Source organism: Pleurocapsa minor HA4230-MV1, assembly GCA_019359095.1.
In the GTDB taxonomy this organism is placed as follows: Bacteria; Cyanobacteriota; Cyanobacteriia; order Cyanobacteriales; family Xenococcaceae; genus Waterburya; species Waterburya minor.
On record JAHHHZ010000005.1, the window covers coordinates 48,356 to 55,247 of the forward strand.

At 40.1% G+C, this 6,892-nt stretch carries 6 protein-coding genes; 1 reads left to right on the top strand and 5 read right to left on the bottom strand.

All coding sequences use genetic code 11. The features are described from left to right. Positions 1–4: 4 nt before the first annotated feature. The 5 genes from KME09_01435 to KME09_01455 all read right to left on the bottom strand — a co-directional run bounded on the left by KME09_01435 (position 5) and on the right by KME09_01455 (position 6,064). The gene (locus KME09_01435; GenBank protein MBW4532576.1) at positions 5–1,063 is read right to left on the bottom strand and encodes a hypothetical protein; all 1,059 of its coding nucleotides are present in this window, start codon (positions 1,061–1,063) and stop codon (positions 5–7) included. A 274-nt stretch (positions 1,064–1,337) separates the two neighbouring features. Next, positions 1,338–1,814 carry an RES domain-containing protein gene (locus tag KME09_01440; protein MBW4532577.1) on the bottom strand — a complete coding sequence of 159 codons (477 nt, stop codon included), beginning with the start codon at positions 1,812–1,814 and terminating at the stop codon, positions 1,338–1,340. Continuing rightward, on the bottom strand, positions 1,814–2,245 hold the full coding sequence (locus KME09_01445; GenBank protein ID MBW4532578.1) for an MbcA/ParS/Xre antitoxin family protein: 432 nt from the start codon (positions 2,243–2,245) through the stop codon (positions 1,814–1,816). The genes KME09_01440 and KME09_01445 overlap by 1 nt, the downstream gene beginning before the upstream one ends. Positions 2,246–2,564: 319 nt before the next feature. Further along, on the bottom strand, positions 2,565–5,459 hold the full coding sequence (locus tag KME09_01450; protein MBW4532579.1) for a hypothetical protein: 2,895 nt from the start codon (positions 5,457–5,459) through the stop codon (positions 2,565–2,567). Positions 5,460–5,710: 251 nt separating this feature from the next. Next, on the bottom strand, positions 5,711–6,064 hold the full coding sequence (locus KME09_01455) for a helix-turn-helix domain-containing protein (protein ID MBW4532580.1): 354 nt from the start codon (positions 6,062–6,064) through the stop codon (positions 5,711–5,713). 270 nt (positions 6,065–6,334) lie between these two features. Between KME09_01455 and KME09_01460 the strand changes: the two genes are divergently transcribed. Beyond that, on the top strand, positions 6,335–6,892 hold a 558-nt coding region (locus KME09_01460), incomplete at its 3' end, for a hypothetical protein (GenBank protein MBW4532581.1).

The following is a 6,892-nucleotide window of genomic DNA, read 5'->3' on the forward strand; positions in this document are numbered from 1 at the left end:
CCATTTAAGCTTTTAAGTAGCGAGGAGCTTGTGTTCTAGCCTGTTCTAGTTCTTCCATCACTATGAATTTCTGCAACTCAGGTTCAAATTTAACTTTTGTCTGCACAAATAAACGTGGCATTTGCCCTTTTTGCTCCAAGTTGGGATCGTATTTAAACGGCTTTGGTGACGAATCGAGCCATTCTACTGGTAGATGATTGGGTCGCAACCACCTACTTGCTTTTTGCCGACCTAATTTCTTGGCTTGCTTGGCTAAACTCTCACTGTAGTTTCTCATCACTGTTATACCAGGATTATCACAAAGCTTTACATACTGCCAATATCCTGATATTTGGAATTCTCCTACCGCCAAATCCCCAAATATTCCTGCTGTTTTCTGCTTCTCTTGGAGGGAAGGTTTTTCTACTGATACTAAATAAAAGTTTATTTCGTAGGTAAAATTATTCCCTTCTTTTTTTAACCGCGAAATGCGGTCAGGCGCAAGCCCTGGCTTTAAAAGCCAGGGAACGCCTGACCTGTAGTTGACTTGAGGATAAACCGATATTTTCTGGATTTTACTGCCTTGGCTGGATATTTCTTCGAGCAATTTAGCGTAATCTCGTTTTCTCGATTTAGCCGTATAACCCAAGCGATATTTTTGATTACCTAAAGTGATTGTTAGCTGCGACTTCTCGGTCAAGGAGATTATTCCCTCAATCACTCCAATTGCTTGAAATATTGCCGCATTTGCCTCTGCCTCTAAAGATGCCACCTTCTTTTCCAGTGGCAGTTCTTTGGTTACAGTCTCTATAGATGATTTGTCTTGTTCCACTGTTGACTTTGGTATTTTCAACCCAGGGGCGACTATTTCTTCTGCTGCTACAAATGCTTTCTGGCTTTTTTGAGACGTACTGTGACCTTTTTTTGCTACCTTGGTTGCAGTTTCACTATTCTTCACTTCGGCTATTTGTTGTTCTGCTTTGTGCAGTAAGCTTTCGTACATGGCTTTTTCTCTCGGACTCAAAGCACTCTCTACTAGTCCTTTAATTTTTTCTAAATCTTTTTCTGTTGCTTTATTCACCATGCTCTTAATGTTCTTAAAGTTTGACCTGCTAGACGAATATACTGGGGCGATTACCCCCAGTAAAGGCGGAGCTTCACTGAAACGGCAAATCGATCGGCTACTACTCAACTAATTTACTGTGTGGCAAATCTGAGAACGTTTACGTCCATTAAAATATAGATCTTCAATAGCGGTTAACGATGAGAAATTCGTTTCTTATTTTTGACATTTTTCTAAGCCGCTAATTTTAATCAACTCGTCTATTATTTTCAATGCTACCAAATTGAATTGGCAATTAAAGACCTTTAAAGATGCGAGCGCTGTAAATAGGTTCAATAACTTGAGTTAATTTGATATGTCTCAGGTCAGGATGGTGAGGATTAATGACTATAATATATTCTAAATTACCTGGGGTGGCAGCACTTGGCACAAATAAACACGATTCTTGCCCAAATTTTAACCAAGCACTACCAATCTCTTTGGTACTTCTTGGATGGGGGTAATCTTGCCAATTTTCGGGTAAATCTCTTAACAAAATAGTTTTAATCTCAACTGGGTCGGGTATTTCATATTCCCCCATGACATAGTTTTTAGGTACGAGGTCGGGACTTGGAAAATAATTTGCTAATTCTAAAGCAGCTACGGATGGATTAGGAGCAAAATAAAGAACAGGATGAAGAGGAAAATTCCATCTTGCTCCTTTACGGTAGGAGTTTCCCATGCCATCATAGCTTTCTAAGTAATCCCGTTTAACACCACGGTAGATGAGCATTACGTAAAATCACCATCTTCCATGACCATCAAGCAATCTTTAACTAATTCTCTGCCCTTAAAAGTATCTAACAAATCTATTGGGACTTGTCCTGATAAGGCAGGAATCTGAGTGTGAAACCACTTCAAAGCGGTTTTAGCATCTTGCTCGTAGACAGAAAAAGCCAATTTAAACACTTTTAAAGTATCTAAAATAGCTTCACTAACGCTCGGAGATAAATGTTCTTGATGATAAAACTTGCTGAGGTTGGTTTTATCAGTATTTAAAAGACTAATAATGAGATTTCGCACCCCCAAAACCTTGATTGTCGGCTGTAATATCGCTCCTGAAATCCCCAATCTTGAAGCTTGAATAAAAGCACCATCTTCCTCTAAAACTTCTGGTGGTATCCGTGACTCAGTTAATATGCTTTCTAAATTTATAGTTTTCATGACCTTTATCAGCTTTATCGTAAAGTTAACTACATTGTAGCGTAATATTTACGATAGCTGTCTTCATTTGGACTTTGATTGTCGCTTTGCCTCTGATTGAGGTACTTACAGCGCTTTGCCTCTTAATAGGGGACAATAAGATATTTAATGGCGGACGAGATAGCTCCATTTCCTTCTTACGAAGTTTGCTTATGCTTGCGGCTTGCACTTATCGCATTGAGTGTATCCCTTCGGGACAACGGAGGAAACCCCGCGATGCGAAGCGAGTACCACAAGGGTATAACATCCTTTAGGGCAAAGGCTCTTCGCGCTTCTAGCTTCACCCATTAATTACAGACAACCTCTCTATTTCTACTAACTCACTGACCATCTCTAGTTTAACCATCTCACCCTCTATCCCCTCTACGGTGAAAGGTGAAAAAGAAGTCCAATGCCCTGGACAATCCTCTATTTCTACGCGCTCTCCTACTGTGATGGCAGATTGATTATCTGTAGCAGCTTGTTCTGTTTGAGTTAAAGCTTTTTTTTGTGATGCATATGATGGCATTTTCAAAAACTCGTTATTTATTTCCTTTCTCTCTAAATCTCCCTTATTTATCGTATTACACTTAGTTTCATTTTCTACTTTATTTTGACTATCTGAGGATTTTTCATTTTTGCCGTCACATCGGTCACATTCACTACTGTCAAGCGTTTCATCCATCACCGTTACTATAACATCCGTCACCTTATCCATTATCATTGCCCACAATTTACTTATTACATTTGTGTTCTCTAGTCGAGGACTAATATTTATTTCTATTGCTGTATTTCCCGTAATCAGTGGCGGCGAAGTGTCGCTCTCATCTCGAATCTTTAGCCCCACAAAATATGATCCATGACGATCGCGTTCTCGAATAATATCTAAACCCAACTGGTTTTTACCCAAATCAGAAAGTAAGGTGACAAATCGACGTAGACTGACTGGGCGAGTACCACTGTTATGGCAGTATTCGGCATAATTAGGATAAAGCCATCTATCGGTGTCTAAATACCAATGAGGTGAATTACTATCTTTATCTCTTTTTGCCACCCCAATATTGGTTCTGGCTTCAGCCTCGTACACCACAAAATTATCTAACCAGTCGGCAATGGGATTTGTCTCCACCAGCGTTCTTGCCTTCATTGCCAACAGTGAAGGTACACTCAGTTCATAGTTCTTCACAATTGAAGTAGCTTCTGTTTCATCCATCGCTAGCACCCAGTTAAGTAGTCCTGGTATATATGGCAGAAAATCACCCCTCATTTGACCATTTTTATGTTCAATTAAATTCTTTTGGCGATCGCCCTTTATTTGGTTGAACATGGGTATAGATATTCTTCTTCTTGCCAACCCTGATGTATAGTCACAACTTTGGATTACTTCGTTAGTCGAAACTATCACCAGGGCATCAGGTGTGAACCCACCTTTGCTCTGCTTAAATTTGACTTCGTAAGGCAAACTATCTTGTCCTGTCAGATTTTTAAGCTTCCCGACTTCACCTGCATACCTCTCTGAATCGTTGATTAGTACCAACCTTTTTCCTGCAATCGAAGCAGTTTCAAACTTTTCTTTCTCTAGTTTTTTCAGTGTTGTCGTGTGAACGTTTTCTTGCCCTACTAAAGCCGTGGCTAATCGAGTGAGGGTACTTTTTCCTGTGCCTCCTGGTCCAATTAATTCTAAATACTTTTGCCAGTCAGTCCTACCTGTCACTATGCCCAATAAATAGCCTCTCATCAATTGAACTAGATCGCGATCGCCATTACACATCAAGAGCAGCCATTCCTGGATTGGTTCACAAGTTGCCAGAATGTTGTAGTTATAAGGCAAGCACCAGGTTAATCGGTTTTGGGGGCTATGAGGTAGCAGCTTCCTGGTTTCAAGGTCTAGAACACCATTAAGCAAAGGCAGTAATCCTGTCGATTGATTCCACTTTCTAATCGCCAACTTTATTTTTAACAGAGCGCTCGCACCATTGATCATGCTAATAGTGTAAGTTGGCTTCTTCTTATTTTTACTGGTTTGAGCAATTAATTCGGCTAGTGCTTCTATTTCTGAGTTAACTAACTGTCCAATAAACTCAACAGGCTCTATACTCCATATTCCTTTGGTAATGGGGCTATAGCGATACCATTCCTGTAAATCTGTATTCCAAGCTAATTTTCCTCGGTATTTTTCAGCTAGCCAACAGGCTATATCTGATTGTGACCAGTTTGGTAAGTTGTCTAGTAATTCTTCTTCTTCTTGTTTTTGTTCTTCTTGCTCACTTCTCTGTACTGCAAGAGCGATCGCTCTGTTTAATCTTTCAATTAATTCGTCTGTACTAAGCTGAGGATGCGCTTTTACAAAGTCAGTGATATCTCCTTTATCGGGCATATCAGTCCAAACATCCGTCGGGGAGATGATTAAACATGGCAAGTTAACAAGCTGACAAGCTGACTCGATCAACTCGGCTTTCTTTGCTCCCGCTTCGTCATGGTCGGGAAAATAGACTATTCCTGCTACTCCACCCTCAATAAGCTTTGTTAAGTCAGAGGTTATAGCTTTCTCCTGCCAATTCGACCCCTGCCATGTTATTGCACACAAAGCGATCGCACGGGCTGTTTCTACACAACCCTCTCCTTCTAAACCTAAGACCCATTTTCCCCGACAATGTTTAACTGCTTCTCCTAGTCGATAGGCTCTCCAGTCTTTTGCGCCTTTGCTCCATTGAATTAACCCATTCGATTTGATGTGACCCTGGCGGATTGTTTTTTCTTTAATGCCTTCGCTATTTTGCCACTCAAATCTGCTTACCCATTGAGTTTTTGAGTACCAATAACGAGTTTCGGTAGCTGAAACAGGTACTCCTTGTTTAACTAGCCATTCGGGAATAACTTTTGACTCTGGTGAAGGCGAATCTGTGGGGAGTGAAGTAAGTCGAGCTAGTTTTAAGCTTTCATGCGCTCTTTGTCTCCCCTGCTCCCCTGCTCCCTGTCTCCTTGTCACCTCAGACCAAGGACTCACTGCCTCCCGAATATCCTTAACTTCACAGCCACACTTGAACGCTTGGTACGAACCTTTTTTCTTGTTGATCTTGAACCCACCATCTCCACAGACAGGACAAGTACAATGGTATTCATTTGAAGTTTCTTTGACTACGTTTAAGCGCTCTAAGTAATCTAAAATCTGGAATGGCGAGATAAATCCTATCACATCGCACCTCCCAACTGCTTTGAGCGATTTGATAATACTTGTGCTGAAACGTGAGTGCAGTTTTTACCTACTGCACTTAAAATGTAAGTAATCATTTTTTCCCTCCTAACGGGATTTGTGTAATTAAAGCGATCGCGATTCTTTGGTCGGAAGGCGGTCGCTTTTGCATTTGAATTTTCTGCTGATTTTAATTTAAGTCTTCTATTTAATTTACGTGCCTAAAAATCATTTTGACCTCCAGCTTTTAATGATTAGGCTGAATTAGACATTAAATTAACCGCTAGCAAAGAATTTAGTTGACTCGTCTGAGACGACTTTTCTGATTTCAAACTGATTTTCTCGACTGAATCTGAATTTAGTCTAAGAAGCATCTGCTCAATAAGAGCATTTTCTCGATCTGGATCGTCCACTTTGATTAATAAATCCCCAGGCTGACAATCAAGAGCTTCACAAAGCCTATCTAATGTTTCTAAAGGAATTGATTTTGCATCTCCATATTCGATTCTTTGTATATTTTGAAGACTCATCGTCATAATCTGAGCAAGCTTATTTTGAGACAAGCCACGTTTTTCTCTTATTTGTTTCAACAGTACTTTCACAGTCATGCTCCTAGCTTATCAGCTACAATCTATCATATCTATCCAATTGTTGCTTGGTCAAGTATTAATTGTCTAATTAATACTTGACTTTACCAAGTGATAGTTGGTAATATTTAAATATAGGTTATAGAAAAAAGAGACTTCCTTTATTTAATAAGTAATAAAGACTCTCAACATTTCAAGTAACAATTTTCAGCCAATTTAAAAGGGGAGCAGCTACTTTGCACGGTTACTACTCCCCTCTACCTCAAAACTCAAATCAAGGCATTTACAATAATGACATACATTACAGAGAAATCGTCAGTATCATTGGCGAATAAGGAACGACAGTTAATCACCATCGAGTTCGCCCCCAAGATTCATCCTAACGAAACCGAGTACAGTTACTCTCAACCGAACTTCGTGTTTGGCGAACAAGTTACTCGCGTCACTGGCACTTCCTCTAGACCATCGACTGTTTGTGGCATGGAGTTAGTTGAATCGAAAACTCCTTCTGGACAATTAATTAATCAGCCCTACTGGAAATATCTCATCAACGACGGACAACAAAAAACTTGGTTCTCTGAATCGGCTTTAACCCGTTTATCTACCTGCTCTCAATGCAAACACTTTAATAATTACTCAGATCGAGATCGCGGTTGGTGTCGCCTTTTTGAACAGGCTGCTAGAACTCATCATCAAAGAACCAAAGACTGCGATTTGTTTGCCGATCAAGATCCCCTCGATGTCCCTCATGCTCGTTTTGCTCTTGATAGTAAAGTGAAAGTCATTGACCCTATTGAACACCACAGTGAATGGGCGACTTTCACAGTTATCGGTCGTCAATACAATCAC